This window comes from Nostoc sp. FACHB-888 (genome assembly GCF_014696655.1).
Lineage (GTDB): Bacteria > Cyanobacteriota > Cyanobacteriia > Cyanobacteriales > Nostocaceae > Nostoc.
On the sequence record NZ_JACJQM010000060.1, the window covers coordinates 1 to 17415 of the forward strand.

The window sequence follows — 17415 nt, forward strand, 5'->3', positions numbered from 1 at the left end:
AGCGGTCGCGTGATCAGCACTTGGGCTGATGTAATCAACCGGGCTAACCTGGGTATGGAAGTAATGCACGAGCGTAATGCTCACAACTTCCCCTTAGATTTGGCGGCTTCTGATGTTGCTCCTGTGGCAATGAGCGCTCCTGCTATCAACGGTTAATTCTGAAAGTTTCGCTCTTATTAAAAAGCGCTCTCCCAAAAGGGAGGGCGCTTTTAATTTAAGTTAGGGTATTGTACTTATTTATAGATAGGACTGACGCACGAGTTACGGAATAACATAGACACGTTCGCGAAGCGTCTCCCCTTGGGAGAAGCGTTGAGGCGGGGGTCTTACAGCGATTCGATAAAAACTCAGAGACAATTTTGCATAAATGCTAAAAAATAGCGAAAAATTCTACAAATGCAAAAATAAACTTTTGTAAGAACTCTAGGTAGAATACATAAGCCTCACCTTTTTTCTCAAAATCATGGGCAACATTTTTGGTCATCTATTTCGCATCAGTACCTTTGGCGAGTCTCACGGCGGCGGTGTGGGGGTTGTGATTGATGGTTGTCCTCCACAACTAGAAATTTCGGCAGAAGAAATTCAAGTAGAACTAGATAGAAGACGTCCCGGACAAAGTAAAATTACGACGCCTCGCAAAGAAGCGGATACCTGCGAGATTTTATCAGGGGTATTTGAAGGCAAAACATTAGGAACGCCTATAACCATTTTGGTGCGGAACAAAGACACTCGTCCCCAAGATTACGACGAGATGGCCGAGAAGTATCGCCCTTCTCACGCAGATGCAACTTATGATGCCAAATATGGCATTCGCAATTGGCAAGGTGGGGGTAGGTCGTCAGCGCGTGAGACAATCGGAAGAGTAGCAGCAGGTGCGATCGCTAAAAAAATTCTTCGTCAAGTCGCCAATGTCGAAGTTATCGCTTACGTTAAGCGCATCAAAGACTTGGAAGGTGTAGTTGATCCAAATACTGTCACCTTAGAACAAGTGGAAAGCAATATCGTCCGTTGTCCCGATGCTGATTGCAGCGATCGCATGATTGAATTAATTGAGCAAATAGGTAGACAAGGTGATTCAATCGGCGGTGTAGTAGAATGTGTGGCGCGAAATGTGCCGAAAGGTTTGGGCGAACCAGTATTTGATAAATTGGAAGCTGATATCGCTAAGGGTGTCATGTCTCTTCCTGCTAGCAAAGGCTTTGAAATTGGTTCCGGTTTTGGGGGAACGCTGCTAACGGGAATTGAACATAACGACGAATTTTATATTGATCAAAATGATCAAATCCGCACGCTAACAAACCGTTCTGGTGGTATTCAAGGGGGGATTTCTAACGGCGAAAATATCATTTTACGAGTTGCATTTAAGCCGACAGCAACAATTAGAAAAGAGCAGAAAACTGTAACTCGTGAAGGCGAAGAAACGCTATTAGCAGCAAAAGGACGCCATGATCCTTGTGTATTACCGCGTGCAGTTCCAATGGTTGAGGCAATGGTGGCATTAGTGCTGTGTGACCATCTGTTACGGCATCATGGGCAGTGTAAGGTCTTGTAGGAAACTTTAACTGACAAAAAAATATTTATTTTCTTGTGAGAATTGCCGACTCTCTCCTGCTAAAGCCGAATTGCAAAGCCTACAAACTGCCCTGAATCGAACTCCAGCAGAAATAGCGATCGCACAAGAACGCATTGCTCAATAAAAAGCTACGGGGCAAGGTAACATCGCCACATTAAACAAAGAACGCAACGCGCTGATTCAGAAACGAATTTCCCCCTGCCTCCTGCCTCCTCCCCTAATTCCAATCCTGTTCCTCTTTCTTCCCCCGACTTTTGTAAATTCCCCCCAAGTTGTGAATTTGACGAGTTTTCTCAAAAAGCTCGGTTTCGGTCAAACCCCACTGCTGCAAGGCTTTATCTAGGTCTTTTTGGATGTCTCTTGCCCCTGGAAACCCTTGATAACGCATTCGCAATCTAGCTAATTCTGCTAAGTTATAGTCTGTCGCCTCTTGAGCGAGTAAAATATCAATAAGGGTGCGATCGCGGTTATAAAGAGGGTGTTGTTGGTCTTTACCTCCCGTTGGTTGAGTCATAATGAGTCTTGAGTGTTAAGTGTTAAATCCTGAGTTTTTAGTTTAGCCCAGAGCACAGGAGTATATAAGGCAAAGGTAAATCACTAAACACTGAAACCTTAATTGTTAAATATACAACTACTCATTTCCTAATTACTCTACACAGGGCTAAAGGCCCTGCTATCGCTAATCCCACTCAAAACTCTTACAGACGGCAACTACACCTGAGGCTTACGGCTCTCACCACTGCCGCGAAAGTTTAAATAAAGTTACATTAGTCCTAAGAAAATACAAAAAACTTTAGATGAGGGTGAATTTTATCTCACCCAAAGTCCAAGCAGCGAGGGAGCAAGAACCCATTATGTTTGAACACTTCACTTCCGAAGCCATTAGAGTAATTATGTTAGCTCAGGAGGAAGCCCGTCGCCTGGGACACAATTTTGTAGGAACTGAACAAATTCTCCTGGGTTTGATGGGAGAAGGAACTGGGGTTGCTGCTAAAGTGCTGGCCGAATTAGGCGTTACCCTCAAAGATGCACGTCGCGAGGTAGAAAAAATTATTGGTAGGGGTTCTGGCTTTGTACCACCAGAAATTCCTTTTACTCCTAAAGTAAAAAGCCTCTTCGAGCAATCGTTTAAAGAAGCTCATAGTCTGGGACAGAATTACATCAACACTGAACACTTACTTTTGGGATTGACCGAGGCTGGTGAAGGTGTCGCCGCCAAAGTCCTGCAAAATCTTGGAGTTGACTTTAAGAGTGTCCGCAGTGCTATAGTTCGCCGTTTGGGTGAAAATGCACCAGCTTTAGCTGGTGGTGGTAGTCAAAAACGCACCCAACCGCTAAGTATGGAAGAGTTTGGCAGAAATTTGACCAAACTAGCACAAGAAGGCAGACTCGACCCCGTAGTTGGTCGTGAGAAGGAAATTGAGCGGGCTATCCAAATTCTTGGTCGCCGCACTAAGAATAACCCAGTGTTGATTGGAGAACCAGGGGTTGGTAAAACTGCGATCGCAGAAGGTCTAGCTCAACGGATCATCAACCAAGATGTACCCGAAACCTTACAGGATAAGCAAGTTATCAGCCTCGATATGGGGTCATTGGTAGCTGGAACTCGCTTCCGTGGCGATTTTGAAGAACGCATCAAAAAAGTCGTAGAAGAAGTCCGCACTGTAGGCAATATCATCTTGGTGATTGACGAAATTCACACCTTGGTTGGCGCTGGTGGTACAGAAGGTGGTTTGGATGCAGCAAACATCCTCAAACCTGCCTTAGCACGCGGTGAACTCCAGTGCATCGGCGCAACTACCCTCGATGAGTATCGTAAGCACATCGAACGCGATGCCGCCTTAGAGCGTCGTTTCCAACCAATTATGGTCGGGGAACCCTCAGTAGAAGAAACCGTACAAATTCTTTACGGCTTGCGCGGCGCTTACGAACAGCATCACAAAGTCACAATTTTGGATGCGGCACTTGTAGCAGCAGCAGAATTATCAGACCGCTATATTAGCGATCGCTTCTTGCCAGATAAGGCAATAGACTTAATTGATGAAGCTGGTTCTCGCGTTCGTCTGCGGAACTCTCAAAGTTCTCCTAATAAAGAACTCAAGCGTGAACTTGCTGGCGTTACCAAAGAAAAAGAAGCAGCAGTCAGAGTCCAAGATTTTGACAAAGCTACACAACTGCGCGACCAAGAGTTAAAACTCGCAGAACAACTGCAAGCAACGTTTGCACAAAACGATCAACCTGTCAACTCCACCGTAGTTGACGAAGAAGACATCGCCCAAATCGTTGCCTCTTGGACTGGCGTACCAGTTAACAAGCTGACTGAATCTGAGTCAGAATTGCTTCTGCACCTAGAAGACACTCTGCATCAACGGCTCATCGGTCAAGAGCAAGCAGTTTCGGCTGTATCTCGCGGTATCCGTCGCGCCCGTGTTGGCTTGAAAAATCCCAATCGTCCCATTGCTAGCTTTATCTTCTCTGGCCCTACCGGAGTTGGTAAAACAGAATTGGCGAAGGCACTAGCTTCCTACTTCTTCGGTGCGGAAGACTCCATGATTCGCCTAGATATGTCCGAATACATGGAAAGCCATACCGTCGCCAAGCTAATTGGTTCGCCTCCTGGTTATGTAGGATACGATGAAGGCGGACAACTTACAGAAGCCGTGCGGCGGAAACCTTACACAGTCTTGCTATTCGACGAAATCGAAAAAGCACACCCCGATGTATTCAATATGCTGCTGCAAATGTTGGATGACGGTCATCTTACCGATGCTAAAGGTCGGAAAGTAGACTTCAAAAACACACTGATCATTTTGACTTCCAACATCGGTTCTAAGGTGATTGAAAAAGGTGGTAGTGGTTTAGGCTTTGACTTCGACACTCAAGCCGACGCTAGTTATAACCGCATCCGCACCTTAGTAAATGAGGAATTGAAAGCTTACTTCCGTCCTGAGTTCCTGAACCGTCTTGATGAGATTATCGTCTTCACCCAGCTTTCTAGGAATGAAGTGAAGCAAATCGCTGAGATTATGCTTCGTGAAGTTTCTAAGCGCTTGACGGAAAAGGGAATTATCTTAGAAGTTAGCGATCGCTTCAAAGAACTTGTAGTCCAAGAAGGCTACAACCCCAGCTACGGTGCTAGACCATTACGCCGGGCGATTATGCGCCTTTTAGAAGATTCTCTCGCCGAAGCAATGCTGTCTGGTGAAATTACAGATGGAGACACAGCGCTTATCGATGTTGATGATGACTCTCAAGTGAGAGTACAAAAATCAGAAAAACGAGAATTGCTTTTGGCAAATGTTGGCTAATTTTATACCCGATCACTTTTTGTTGTAATATTTGAGAAATACTCTAGCCTCTCATCTCAGTAGAGGCATAAACAGGGGCATCTGCGACAAACATAAAGTGAAATGGTATTATATCTTTTACCCCTGGTATTTCTACCAGGGGTTTTTTTGGGCAATTTTTTTGGATGCAACACCCGGTAGGCTAGCACATCTGTGCGCTTTGCATACCCCAGAAATCAACAACTCATTGCGATATTGATTCCTTGGACAACAATTCGGATGCTACTTCTCCTACATTCTCAGAATCGCCAGGTTTGGAAAAACCATCTGCTACATCTTTGATAAAACCAGCTACAGGTACCGCGACTAGCAAACCCAAGACTCCACCAACATTGGTTCCTACAAGCAAAGCAATTAATACCCATATTGGTCTGATACCAGTGAATTTGCCTAAAAGCCGTGGTGCGATCGCCTGATCAATTAACTGGTCAATGACAACAGCTACTGCAAACACTTTCGCTGCTAGCCAAAAGTCATGTGTGGCTATTATTAAAGTTATTACAACAAGACTGACGACATCGCCAAAGGGAATTAAACTCAAAAGCCCAACCCCCAAACCAAAAAGTAAAGCAAACTGAACTTGAAAACTTAAAAACAATAATGTTAATGAAACTCCCATCAGAAAAGCCAAAGATCCCTGACCAATCAAGTAATTTTGAAAATTTTGTTGAATAGATTGGCTTACCTTCTGAGCAAAACTTCCAGGTAGCTTTTTAAATATTCCCTCCCAAACGCTTGGGCCATCTAACAACAGATAAAAAGTCAGTACTATTGTGATTAATGCCTCAGAAATACTATCAATAGTATCTATGATAATGCCTAAAAGCTTATCTGAAAGAAACTCTAATTCATTAGGTAATTGCTCAGTTAATCTGGTTAATAACTGACTTAAATTCACATTGAAGTTGTAGCTAGAAAACCAATTATTTAAAATCTGAAGTTTTTGTTCGCTAGAATCAATCCATTTGGGAAGGACTTTCAGCATCTCATTAAATTGCTCTAAAACAATAGGAACCAAAGTGCTACCCAGAGCAACGATAATTACCAATGCTAATATAAAAACTAATGCCACTGCATAGCTGCGTTTAACTCCCCGCTTTTGGAGAACCGAAACAGGATAGTTTAAAACGAATGCAAGCAAAGTAGCCAAAACAAGAATTGTTACAACAGGTTGAAAATTTTTAACAAGTAAAAATACTAGCCAAGCATTGAGAAAAACTAGAGGAAATAGCAGCGTAAAAATTAACCATTTAAGTAGTTGATTTAATGAAATATTCATAATTAATTTAAAAACATAAGTTATTTTAGTTTCTAGATAGATTTATCTGGGCAATTAAATATTATTAAGTAAGCAGATGAGAAAATTTTTCCCCACTTCTTACTCCTCACTCCCTATAATTACGATTGCTAACCTTCAGAGAAAGCTAAAAATTGCTCCTCATTTATTCGCCCTGCTTGATACAGAGTATTAGTAATTTCCGAAAGAGTTAAAACCGCATGACCGCGATAACCATTTTGTTGTAACTTATCTTTTACCCCTTGTTCATGGTCGATAAATACCACAATATCATTAACTTTTAATCCTGCTGATTCCAATTTTTCTGCCCCTTCCATGACACTTTTACCACTGATGAGAATATCATCAACTACGACCACTGTTTCACCAGGATGGAAATTACCCTCAATAACTCTCCGAGTTCCGTGAGCCTTCACCTCTTTACGAGGGAAAATCATCGGACAATGAAGGCGCAAAGCTAAACCAGTAGCAGTAGGCAAAGAACCATAGGGAATACCTGCTAATCTATCAAAAATGAGATTCTTCAATATATTTTCATAGGCAGTGAGAACTTGATTAAAAACTTGGGGATTAGAAATAATTTTGCGTAAGTCAATGTAATAAGGAAATATAGCTCCTGATGCTTGGACAAAGCTGCCAAACATAATGCAATCAATATCATAAAGTTGTAAAATCAAATCCTGATGAGGGTGCTGATTTAGGAAACAAACATCAGGTAACCACACAGAACAAGTGGAATTTTCATAAATTATTTCAGTTTTTATTTGATTAATTTCTGTGCGTAAAAGCTGAATTTCCTCAGATAATTTTTGCTGTCCCAACATATCTTGAGGAACAGGAATCAGCAAACCATCGCCGTTAGCATTCAAACCTGCTTCTAAAAATTGCTTCAGGTTTCCACCCTGCGCCCAGATGCTACGCGCCATAATAATTCGTTCAGGTGCGATCGCTCGAATAAATGCTAAAACTTCAGGATTTGTAGTTCCTACTTCCAAACCCAATTGCTCTGGGGTTCCCCAGGTTTTTGATTCTTTTACCACCTGTAAATAAAGGGGCGATTCGTTTGTAGGATATTGCTGTAAAGCTTCTGCACCTGGATTAGAAGTACAGCATAAAATAAACACCGCTTTACCCTGATAGACCAAAAAAGGTGCTACATGATCTTGTCCTGTATACGGAGTAAGGGTAATTGCATCCACTTGCCATTCTGTAAACACAGTTCTGGCAAAAATGGTACTAGTATTTAAATCGCTGTGTTTAGCATCTAGAATAACTGGGATATGGGCTGGAATAGCTGCTAAAATTTTGTACAGTAATTCTAAACCGGGAATACCTAATGCTTCGTAAAAGCCAAGCGTCGGTTTATAAGCACAAACGAAATCAGAAGTTTCAGCAATAATAAATTGTAACCATTTCTCCAAACCAGCGATGAGTTCTTCAGATTCATAACGTACAGGCATCATCTCTGGATTTGGATCAAGCCCTACAAATAGTAAGCTTTGATTTTGTAAGATATTACGATTCAATTTATCAAAAAAGTTCATTTTTTTTAGTTTAAAAAAAGAGTCATTAGTCATTAGTCATTAGTCATTGGTCATTGGTTATTAGTTTCCACGTCTTCCTATCTCCATGACCACAGTTTGTTTACCAAAACATTGATTCTGTTAATTCAGTACCACCAGCCTTACGCCCTAATCGAGAGTGAATTATTACAAATAAGATAACCATCGGCACTGAGGCAAAGTGAACAATTCGCAATGCTTGCCAATCGCCAAAAAAATCTACAATCCAGGGAAATTGAGCAGGTTTATACATTCCTATGCCTGTAAATAAGGCCAGCAGCAAGATAGGAATAATTGCTGTATATGCAATTCGATGCCAAGCATAAATTAGACGTTTGGTATTGTGACTTTTTTGTAATGCTTTGAAGTCATTAGCACCTACAAACCGATGTCGCCAGCGCTGGGTAATTAAAATGTAAATTCCATACCACAGTAGATTCAGCGAAAATAGCCACATTGCGGCAAAATGCCAGTGTCTACCTCCTGCAAGCCAACCTCCTAAAGTGAATATCGGAGGAATGTGTAAACCAGCACGTCCACCAAAAACTGGGTTGGCGTTGTAAATTTGTAGTCCACTGGTGAGCATGATAAATAGACTAATAATGTTACACCAGTGGAAAATTTTGGCTGCGATCGCTTGAGTAGGTAGCTTTCGAGTTTCAGAGGGGATCAAAGTCATAGATTTTGACTGATAAAATTTGCTGTTTATCTATCTTGGGTAAATGACACCGCAAGTTTCGAGGTAGTTATTACTTACCCTCTATTTTCCCTTAACCGAGCAGTATTGCTGTTCATCCCGCCTCCCCTATTTAAGATTTACTGTATAAATAGCCTTTTATTGTCAATTAATTACATGGACACAATTAAATACATTTTGACTGAAAAACAGATGCCCAAAGCTTGGTATAATATCCAGGCTGATTTGCCACAAGCCTTACCACCAGTTTTAAATCCTGGTACTGGAAAGCCAATTACACCAGATGAATTATTACCTCTGTTTCCATTGGCGCTGATTGAGCAAGAAGTTAGTCAACAAAAATGGATTGAAATACCAGATGCAGTCCGTTCTATTTATTGCCAGTGGCGACCAACTCCTCTTTATCGCGCCCGTCGTTTAGAACAAGCCTTAGATACGCCTGCCAAAATTTATTACAAGTATGAGGGTGTTAGTCCCTCTGGAAGCCACAAACCCAATACTGCGGTTGCTCAAGCATTTTATAACAAACAAGCTGGAGTAAAAAAGCTTACTACTGAAACAGGAGCCGGACAGTGGGGATCATCCCTCGCCTTTGCTGGTACACTATTTGGTTTAGAAGTCTTAGTTTACATGGTAAAGGTCAGCTACCAGCAAAAGCCTTACCGCCGAGCTCTCATGGAAACCTACGGCGCGAGGGTAGTTGCTAGCCCAAGTACTGAAACCCAAGCCGGACGTAAAATTCTTGAACACCATCCCAATAGCACCGGCAGTTTGGGAATTGCTATTAGTGAAGCTGTGGAAGTAGCTGCTGCTGATGAACAAACTAAGTATGCTTTAGGTAGTGTTCTCAATCACGTACTGCTACATCAAACCGTGATTGGGCTGGAAGCACTTACTCAGTTAGAGATGGCAGGAGATTACCCTGATATTGTCATTGGCTGCACAGGTGGCGGTAGCAACTTTGCTGGAATTGCCTTTCCATTTATTGGCGCTAAATTGCGAGGAGAACGAGATGTACAAGTAATAGCTGTCGAACCTGCTGCTTGTCCATCATTAACTCGTGGTAAATATGCTTACGATTTTGGTGATACTGCCCACTTGACTCCACTTACTAAGATGCATACTTTAGGCAGTAGGTTTGTGCCAGAAGGAATTCACGCTGGAGGCTTACGTTATCACGGTATGGCCCCGCTTGTTAGCCACATTGTGAATTTGGGATTAGTTGAATCGCGTGCTGAATACCAACTTGGTTGCTTTGCGGCTGGATTAACTTTTGCGCGTGCAGAAGGAATTTTACCGGCACCAGAAGCTAACCATGCAGTCAAAGCAACAATCGATGAGGCTTTGCTCTGTAAGAAAGAAGGTAAAGGCAAAACTATCTTATTCAACCTTTGCGGTCATGGGAATTTTGATATGCAAGCTTATATTGACTATGAAGCTGGACGGCTTGTTGATACTGAATATAGTGCAAATGAAGTGGCGATGGCACTGGCAGGATTACCTGTAGTTGAGTAGTAACTGATTCGCTATGTAAATGTAATTGAAACGATCACATTTACATAGCGTTGCTGTAAGGTTATAAATCTATCACACTCGGGTATTTTTAATGCGATCGCTGCTTTGTTAATACATGAGATTATAAAAATAATACCTTCTGCCTTGTGCCTCCTACCCAAGGTTAATTACCTAAAAACTCGAAAAATTTTGTAAAAAAAATTCTACGCTTGAGTCAAGTCAAATGTTTCAGGATACAAAAAAATTGTTAAGCTTTGTTTGTAGTTTTTTGGGAAAGGGCTGGCTGCCGTCTATACAACGCAGGCTATATTGAGTTCCAAGGAATAATGGTGTGAGAAAATTTCATACTGAATTAGAGCCGATGAGTAATGACTATAGATGAAATAGTATTGCTACTAAAAGCCAGTCAAGCAACCGGTTTAACGACACTCCAAGAGATTATATTGCGTTCTTCATGGGCAGGAAAAACCTACACAAATATAGCCTGTGAAGCTCACTATGAGGAGGAACGTGTCAAGAAAATTGCTGCTAATTTATGGCAATTACTGAGTGTTTTTTGCAAAGAACCTATAAATCAATCAAACTTCCGCCAGATTTTAGAAAATCATCGTCTTAGCAAAGCACATCAGCAATTAGTTAAGGAATTCAACAAAGCAGCCACGGCTATATCCTTAGAATTTCCTAGTGGAGCGGTATCCCTCAATTGCAGATTCTACATCCCTCGTCCACCAATTGAAGAACTCGCCTACGCAGAAATGGCTAAACCTGGAAGCCTCATTTGCATCAAAGCACCCAAGAAAATGGGGAAAAGCTCTCTGATTTTGCGGTTGCTTGCATACGCTAACAATCAAGGCTTTCGCACCGTGACGTTGGACTTTCAGCAAGCAGATAAAGCAGTATTTACCAGTTTGGATAAATTTTTGCGCTGGTTTTGTACAAACGTTAGTCGGGAGTTACAGCTAGAACCAAAACTCAATGATTATTGGAATGAAGATATGGGTAGCAAAGTCAGTTGCTTTATCTATTTCCAAGAGTATTTACTGTCTGCGCTGGAAAGTCCTCTTGTTTTGATATTGGATGAGGTTGACTGGGTGTTTGAGCATCAAGAAATTGTTGAAGAATTGTTACCATTGGTGCGATCGTGGCATGAACGAGCCAAAGAGGTAGAAATTTGGCAAAAACTGCATCTAGTTCTGGTTTATTCAACGGAAATTCTTGTTCCAATAAAACTGAATCAATCATCATTTAATATTGGTTTGCTCATTAAGTTACCTCCCTTTACGAAAGAGCAGGTGCAGGATTTAGCGCTACGTCATGGGTTGGATTGGACAAATAGTAAAAATGTCGATAATTTGATGGCAATGGTGGGAGGATATCCGTATTTAGTGCGATTGGCTTTATATCACCTTGTGGGTAAAGGGGGATTGGAAAGGGATTTAGAACAGCTATTGCAACAAGCACCCACACAAACAGGAATTTATCACGAGTATTTAAGGCAGTATCTGTTAGCACTACAAAATGAGCCAGAATTGGGAGATGCTTTTTATGAAGTAATTAAGGCTACAAATTATATAAAATTAGAACCAGCATTGGCATATAAATTACAAAGTATAGGGCTAATTAATTTAGAAGGCGATGTGTACGACGGGCTACGCCTACGCAGTACTGTTGCGTGTGAATTATATCGTTTATATTTCCGACAATATCTGAATAAAAGTGAGACTTTAAATAATAATTGTGCTGAACAATTGTTTTAAATCTTAGTTTAGGTGCGTCTAGTTTTAATGCTGCCGAGAAAGTACTCTATTAAGCAAAAAGAAAAGAACGCAATGTTTACGAAGGGTTATGCGATCGCGTTATAGTTTAATATAAAAATTATCATCTATAAACCACCAAAGGCGATCGCTTGTAAATTTACACTCTAAATTAACGTGAGTTTGACGGGCTATGCCTACGCAAACTTTCGGCTCAACGATATACCAAAATGAATGCGCGAATTAATTAAATGAGTAAGCAAACTGGGGTTTGAGAAAGCAAAAGCTCTATTTGCTTGCGGAAAACACCAAAATGAGTAAGCAAACTGGGGTTTGAGAAAGCAAAAGCTTCTTTTGCTTGCGGAAAACACTAAAATGAGTAAGCAAACTGGAGTTTGAGAAAGCAAAAGCTTCTTTTGCTTGCGGAAAACACTAAAATGAGTAAGCAAACTGGAGTTTGAGAAAGCAAAAGCTCCTTTTGAGTAAGTCAAATGGCATTTTTACTTAGTTCAATATGAATTTTAGTCTAGGCGATACCTTCGGCGAGCTTCGCTAACGCACTTTTCAGTTTTATTACGGTATGCTTTGCACAAAATTAGCTTATTCTGGATTTGGGGGGAGGCGATCGCGCAAATATGCTAAATTTTTACGCACAGTCATAGTATTAGGATGATTTACGCCTAACCTTCGCTCTAAAATATCTAGACTGTGGCGGCAGATGGATGTTCTTTACCCAAACGTTTTTTAGTGATTTCTAGACACTGCTTATACCAAGGTTTTGCTTTCTCATACAATCCTTGACCTTGATGAAACTAAGCGTTCCCAACAAATACCCCAATTAAATCTTCATTGCTAATGTATTGAATGAGATGATTCGTCATTTCAGCTAAATGAGGTATTGCTGGAGTAACATCCTGAATTTGCTGAAGGGTTGAATCTTGAGGAATATTTAGAGAGGGATGATTTGAAAGAATAAGCGGTAAAAGTGACATTTTGCACTCTAACAAACCCCCACCCCTTTCCATTCCTTACAATGGAATGGGGTTTTATTCACTTTCCTTCTTGAGGGAATCTCAAAGTCAACACACCAACTGATGCATGATACCCAACTGCTACCTCGGATTAATGCCACAGCCAAAAGAGAAAATGGTAAACAATATTATGTAGATGCCAAGGGAAATCGCTTTCCCAGCGTGACTACAATACTTAATGCCACCAAATCACAAGCAGACAGAGACAGATTATTAAACTGGAAAGCGCGTGTTGGTACAGAAGAAGCTACCCGCATTACTACATCTGCTAGTCGTCGGGGAACCCAAACACACAAACAAATTGAGCGCTACCTTCTTGGACAAAACCCTGTTTGTCCCGAAGCGAGTCGCCCTTATTGGGAGAGTATCCAGCCAGTTTTACAACAAATCGATACAGTTAGACTTGTAGAAGGCTCTGTTTTTCATCATGATTTGGGTTATTCTGGCAAAGTTGATTGTATTGCCAGCTATCAAGGTATTCCCTGTATTTGTGAGTGGAAAACAGCTGACAAACTCAAAGGTTCAATTGAGCATTTATATGAACATCCATTGCAACTTACGGCATACATAGGAGCAGCTAACGAATATTATCGAGATTATGGCATTCAACTAAAGCACGCTCTCTTGGTAGTAGCGGTTCCAGAAATGCCAGCAGAAGTATTTTGGTTTGAATCAGCAGTTATTAAAGATTACTGGGAGCAGTGGGAAAAAAGAGTTGCCCAATATTGGGAAAGCAGAAGCGTTTGGGGTTAATCAGTAGGATTGCATAATTACCGAAAGACTGCATTTCGTAAGGTAAAGTAAATTTTCACGACTAGTAACAATAAGCAATCTAACCTTGTAATGGCAAGACAGTAATTAACCCAGAAAATCTAGCAAAATCACTTGTGTTGTGAGTGAGTAACTGAGGAATGCCATAAACTAGCATTGTGGCAACAATATTTGCATCATGAACTTGCTTACCACCGCTAGGAATTTCCTCCATAAGTGCCAGTAACCTTTCTGTCACTAGCAAATTATCTTCAACCAAACGAAAATAACTAGCAAAATACCTTACATCAGCCACTAAAGATGTAATAGGAATATTCCCGGTTAAGTCGCCTCGTCTTGTCATTGCTGCCAAATATTCTCTTAAAGTTTGGCGACTAATCCATAAATCAATACCTTGTTCTACAAGTGCTTGTATTCGTTCTGTCGCTTGTATATGAAATGGCGACAAGGCTAAATTTGCATAAACTAAAATATTCGTATCAACGAAAACAGAGCTATTAGTCGTTTGCATAAAGGTCTTCTCTACGGAAAGTTAAACTTTCCGAGACTAATCCTACAGGATAGGCGGAAAATTTGAGAGGCGCTTTCTTTTCTTTATTCTCTGTTTCCTCAGTTAAAAGCTTTTCATCAATTACTATTATCACTTGATGCTCACCCTCTGCAATATCCAATGGTAATTGCGCTGTAATCTTACCATCTTTGGTAACTGTGGCAATTGTTTCTATACTTTTCATCTTATTTCTCCTTAATCAATCCATTACAGCTAACACGGCTTTTGGTAATAACTTATCTTTAAACCAAACAATTCTGGCGGGGACATCATTTAATTTTACTCCCGCCTTTTCTAAATTAAGTCGCTCGGAAATAGCCAAAATTAAGTCATCACGTCCAGCCCGCCGCACCTGAGAAAACTTTTTCTGTAAATATTCTGGTCGCCAATAACCAACAATTTCTAATAAAAAGCTACGTCCATCAGCATGAACTAAGCGAAAATCGGGAATCATCACACTACCAGGAATTGGTATCAAATCAACTTCTCGCTCTAACGCCCAACCACTTTTCAACGCATCCCATTTATCAGCAAAGGATGCTTCTAACATACTATCGTAGGGCTTCCCTGGCGGATAATGCGATACCAAACCACATTCGGAATTGAGAGTAAAACGTCCAGTTTTCCAACTATTTGTATAGGCATCACGAGTTTGGAGAATGGAAGAAAGACTCCATTTAGTAACGTGAAGTAAAGCCGGAATCAGTTTAGCGATCGCTAACCCATATCGGGTACTAGGATTAAACAAACTCGTTGGCCCATCTATCGTAATTGTAAACCCGTGATCAGCATCACCCTCAATATAAGCCATTAATTGAAACAACTTAAGATAGCGAAATAACAACTTATATTCACCCGGAACATTGCGGTGAGCATTTAACACCAGTTGACTGGCTTTATAAAATACACCCTGCACCTGAGATAAGTTATATCGATTTATCAAATCTGGCGCTGTTGGTGCATCAAACACTGTCAAAATTTTATTTTCAGATAAATCAGCATATAACCCATTACGAACCTGTTCCAATAAAACTTCCCGCTCAAGTTCTTGAGTTAAGTCATCAGCAATTTTACTAAGAGTAACTTGTGTAGATTCTTGACTAGAAACCGATTTTGCAGCCAGAGAAAATACCCGTTCTCTTAACATTTGCGGTTCCAGAGGACTAACTACCTCAAAAGTGCAAAAACTACTTTTGAGAATATAAGCTAACCCTCGCTTTACCCGATAATCTGTAGAATCTCCTTCAAAATCAGTCAATTGTCGCTCAAGCACACCTTGAGTCTTTCCCACTGCTGATTGAAAATAATTAATTAACTCAATCGCCAACTCCGAAGTTTTCTGATCAATCTTCAGTCTCTTCGGAATGATCTCCTCTCCGTTTTGGCGATGCATCAGTAAGTCTGTCGGTAACATCTGCTGAATTTTGGATTTTAGATTTTGGATTTTGGACTGAATAATTAATTTCTAACTGTTCCGCAACCTTCAAACTCCGTTCCTTCCCACTCCCATACACAACCTGTAACTTCCCTTTCGTCTCTTTTTCTCCCCCTGCTCCCCCTGCTCTCCTCTCCCCTCTTCGCCTAGCCGAAGTCCCTTCCTCACTTGTATCCTCAGCCACCACCTCATACAAAATTGCCTGCTTATTCTCAATATTCCCCTTCCGTAAAATCCTACCCAAGCGCTGAGTATACTCCCTAGCCGAACCCGTTCCAGATAAAATAATTGCAACAGTTGCCGCAGGTACATCAACTCCTTCATTCAATACATGAGAAGCAACCAAAGTATTATATTTACCCTCTCGAAACTTTGTTAATATCTCATGCCGTTCCTTCACAGGAGTTTGATGAGTAATTGCCGGAATTAGCAACTCTTGAGAAATGCGATAAACCGTCGTATTATCAGCAGTAAAAATCAAAATTCTTGACGGATAATGTTCTGCCAATAAATCAATTAGAATTCGCAATTTACCATCAGTACCCAAAGCGATATCTTTTGCTTCTCGGTGCGCTAACATGGCTCTACGTCCAGATTGCGATCGCGCGCTCATTTGCACGAACATTTGCCAACCTTGAAGACTCCCCAAAGAAATCTTGGATTGCTTCAAAAAGTCATTGCGAGTTTGAATTAACTGGTTGTATCTTTCTCGTTCAAGTTGCGATAACTTTACCTTAATTTGGACAATTTCATGTTCTGCTAACGCCTTCCCCGCCAAATCTTCAGCGCGTTTGCGATATACTTCTTGACCAATGAGGATATTTAACTCAGCGTGTTTACCATCGGTGCGTTCTGGTGTAGCAGAGAGTCCAAGACGATAAGGTGCGATCGCATATTCCGCAATCACCCGATTAAAATCTGTCGGTAAGTGATGACATTCATCAAAAACAATCAACGCATATTGATTTCCCAACGTCTCAGCGTGAATTGCTGCACTATCGTAAGTTGCAACGAGAATTGCCGTTCTATCCCGTGAACCACCCCCCAACAATCCCACCTCAGCATCGGGGAAAGCCGCTACTAAATGTGCATACCACTGATGCATTAAATCCAAAGTTGGTACAACAATGAGCGTCGTGCGTGGCGTTGACTGCATCGCCATTTGCGCCAAATAAGTCTTTCCCGCCGCCGTAGGAAGCACAACCACCCCTTGTCTACCCGCCAGTTTCCAAGCTGCTAGCGCCTCAGTCTGGTGAGGATAGGGTTCCATTTCCAGAGTGGGAACCAAATCTACAGGATAGAATTGCTTCGCCTCATCGATAAAATTCACATCTTCCGCTTGTAGTGCTTCTACTAGCGATCGGTATCTAATTGCGGGAATGCGGAATTTTTCAACTCTATCATCCCATGTGGCATAGTCCATCCAACCTTTGCCGCGTGGTGGTGGATGCAAAATTAATGTGCCACGATCAAAATTTAGTGTAGGGGTACGAGCCATTTTGGGGATTGGGAATTGGGATTAGGGGAGAGGTAACAGGTGACAGGTGACAGGGAATAATCTATACCCTGTAACTTGTACCCTATTCCCTTCTTTAGTCCCTTGATTACTAATAACGCAAAAAGTGCATAATTCATCTAAGTAACTCCGACAAAGCTTAACTAGATGCGCTCATTTGTCAATGAATGTAACGTCCCATCGGCATTGTAAAACTTTCTATCTATAGGAATCCGAGTTGATTTCTATTCGCGTAACGTGGTGTAGCCATACTTATTTGCATGGTGCGCGTTCGCAAAGCGTCTCGCACAGAAGCGCAGTGCAAGCGCGATAGGCAGGGAGTAAGGAATCAGCCTTTTCGAGTTGTACGAAGTTTTTTTACAAATCA

The 17415-nt window shown here is 41.3% G+C and carries 15 protein-coding genes and 1 pseudogene; 6 read left to right on the plus strand and 10 right to left on the minus strand.

Features of this window, described 5'->3' with window-relative positions; genetic code table 11:
• A pseudogene (locus tag H6G26_RS26330) lies at positions 1-156 on the plus strand (photosystem II q(b) protein); the annotation flags it as partial.
• Positions 157-463: 307 nt separating this feature from the next.
• Complete coding sequence (gene aroC, locus H6G26_RS26335) at positions 464-1552, plus strand: chorismate synthase (protein ID WP_190732727.1); 1089 nt, start codon at positions 464-466, stop codon at positions 1550-1552.
• Between the two features lie 238 nt (positions 1553-1790).
• Here aroC and H6G26_RS26340 read toward each other — a convergent pair whose 3' ends face one another.
• A complete protein-coding gene (locus H6G26_RS26340) occupies positions 1791-2087 on the minus strand; it encodes a DUF3288 family protein (protein WP_190732729.1) in 297 nt (98 codons plus the stop codon).
• A gap of 340 nt (positions 2088-2427) precedes the next feature.
• Here H6G26_RS26340 and H6G26_RS26345 point away from each other — a divergent pair, with 340 nt between their 5' ends.
• Positions 2428-4881, plus strand: a complete 2454-nt coding sequence (locus H6G26_RS26345) for an ATP-dependent Clp protease ATP-binding subunit (RefSeq protein ID WP_190732731.1) — start codon at positions 2428-2430, stop codon at positions 4879-4881.
• 223 nt (positions 4882-5104) lie between these two features.
• Here the strand turns inward: H6G26_RS26345 and H6G26_RS26350 are convergent, their stop codons facing one another.
• The 3 genes from H6G26_RS26350 to H6G26_RS26360 all read right to left on the minus strand — a co-directional run bounded on the left by H6G26_RS26350 (position 5105) and on the right by H6G26_RS26360 (position 8458).
• Positions 5105-6199, minus strand: coding sequence for an AI-2E family transporter (locus tag H6G26_RS26350; protein WP_190732733.1), 1095 nt, complete (start codon positions 6197-6199; stop codon positions 5105-5107).
• 128 nt (positions 6200-6327) lie between these two features.
• Positions 6328-7761 (minus strand): bifunctional orotidine-5'-phosphate decarboxylase/orotate phosphoribosyltransferase, encoded by a 1434-nt coding sequence (locus H6G26_RS26355; RefSeq protein ID WP_190732735.1) that lies wholly within the window; start codon positions 7759-7761, stop codon positions 6328-6330.
• 100 nt (positions 7762-7861) lie between these two features.
• On the minus strand, positions 7862-8458 hold the full coding sequence (locus H6G26_RS26360; protein ID WP_190732737.1) for a cytochrome b/b6 domain-containing protein: 597 nt from the start codon (positions 8456-8458) through the stop codon (positions 7862-7864).
• Between the two features lie 174 nt (positions 8459-8632).
• Here H6G26_RS26360 and H6G26_RS26365 point away from each other — a divergent pair, with 174 nt between their 5' ends.
• Together H6G26_RS26365 and H6G26_RS26370 are read left to right on the plus strand one after the other, a co-directional pair.
• Positions 8633-9991, plus strand: coding sequence for a TrpB-like pyridoxal phosphate-dependent enzyme (locus H6G26_RS26365; protein WP_190732739.1), 1359 nt, complete (start codon positions 8633-8635; stop codon positions 9989-9991).
• A gap of 368 nt (positions 9992-10359) precedes the next feature.
• The gene (locus tag H6G26_RS26370) at positions 10360-11748 is read left to right on the plus strand and encodes an AAA-like domain-containing protein (RefSeq protein ID WP_190732741.1); all 1389 of its coding nucleotides are present in this window, start codon (positions 10360-10362) and stop codon (positions 11746-11748) included.
• A gap of 698 nt (positions 11749-12446) precedes the next feature.
• Here H6G26_RS26370 and H6G26_RS44300 read toward each other — a convergent pair.
• Positions 12447-12539, minus strand: a complete 93-nt coding sequence (locus H6G26_RS44300; protein WP_347242507.1) for a tetratricopeptide repeat protein — start codon at positions 12537-12539, stop codon at positions 12447-12449.
• An 18-nt stretch (positions 12540-12557) separates the two neighbouring features.
• Positions 12558-12737, minus strand: a complete 180-nt coding sequence (locus H6G26_RS26375) for a hypothetical protein (protein ID WP_190732743.1) — start codon at positions 12735-12737, stop codon at positions 12558-12560.
• A 102-nt stretch (positions 12738-12839) separates the two neighbouring features.
• On the opposite strand from H6G26_RS26375, the gene H6G26_RS26380 reads away from it, so the two are divergent.
• Entirely contained in the window at positions 12840-13529 is a 690-nt protein-coding gene (locus tag H6G26_RS26380; protein ID WP_190732745.1) for a PD-(D/E)XK nuclease family protein, read from the plus strand.
• 79 nt (positions 13530-13608) lie between these two features.
• Here the strand turns inward: H6G26_RS26380 and H6G26_RS26385 are convergent, their stop codons facing one another.
• Genes H6G26_RS26385 through H6G26_RS26400 form a run of 4 tightly spaced genes read right to left on the minus strand, consistent with a single transcriptional unit; the run spans position 13609 to position 17030 of the window.
• The gene (locus H6G26_RS26385; protein ID WP_190732748.1) at positions 13609-14058 is read right to left on the minus strand and encodes a type II toxin-antitoxin system VapC family toxin; all 450 of its coding nucleotides are present in this window, start codon (positions 14056-14058) and stop codon (positions 13609-13611) included.
• Entirely contained in the window at positions 14045-14281 is a 237-nt protein-coding gene (locus tag H6G26_RS26390; RefSeq protein WP_190732750.1) for a hypothetical protein, read from the minus strand. The genes H6G26_RS26385 and H6G26_RS26390 overlap by 14 nt, the downstream gene beginning before the upstream one ends.
• Before the next feature lie 15 nt (positions 14282-14296).
• Positions 14297-15511 (minus strand): DUF790 family protein, encoded by a 1215-nt coding sequence (locus H6G26_RS26395; RefSeq protein ID WP_190732752.1) that lies wholly within the window; start codon positions 15509-15511, stop codon positions 14297-14299.
• Positions 15441-17030, minus strand: a complete 1590-nt coding sequence (locus H6G26_RS26400; RefSeq protein WP_190732754.1) for a DEAD/DEAH box helicase family protein — start codon at positions 17028-17030, stop codon at positions 15441-15443. Before H6G26_RS26400 ends, H6G26_RS26395 begins: the two co-directional genes overlap by 71 nt.
• Positions 17031-17415: the final 385 nt, after the last annotated feature.